The sequence below is a fragment of the Aliamphritea spongicola genome (assembly GCF_017051665.1).
In the GTDB taxonomy this organism is placed as follows: Bacteria; Pseudomonadota; Gammaproteobacteria; order Pseudomonadales; family Balneatricaceae; genus Amphritea; species Amphritea spongicola.
The window spans coordinates 1-453 of sequence record NZ_JAFIDL010000031.1 but is presented as its reverse complement, the minus strand read 5'-3'; the positions used below and the strand labels follow the sequence as shown (position 1 = coordinate 453).

At 49.7% G+C, this 453-nt stretch carries 1 protein-coding gene; it reads right to left on the bottom strand.

Going from position 1 to position 453, the window contains the following annotated elements; translation table 11 throughout:
- The coding region (locus JYB63_RS23745) for an EF-Tu/IF-2/RF-3 family GTPase (protein ID WP_243432133.1) at positions 1-453 on the bottom strand (453 nt) is incomplete at both ends.

Sequence of the window (453 nt, the reverse complement as noted above, 5' to 3'; positions counted from 1 at the left end):
TGATGTCAGTTGTACGGAAGTAGAACTGCGGACGGTAGCCTTTGAAGAATGGAGTGTGACGACCACCTTCATCTTTGCTCAGTACGTATACTTCACCTTCGAAACGAGTGTGAGGAGTGATAGAACCCGGCTTAGACAGTACCTGACCACGCTCAACGTCGTCACGCTTAGTACCACGCAGCAGTGCACCGATGTTCTCACCTGCACGACCTTCATCCAGCAGCTTACGGAACATTTCTACACCAGTACAGGTAGTAGTCTGAGTTTCACGGATACCAACGATCTCAACTTCAGAACCAGTGTTAACGATACCACGCTCAACACGGCCAGTTACTACAGTACCACGACCGGAGATTGAGAATACGTCCTCGATTGGCATCAGGAACGGCTGGTCAATTGCACGCTCTGGCTCTGGGATGTAAGAATCCAGAGTTTCAACCAGAGTCTTAACTG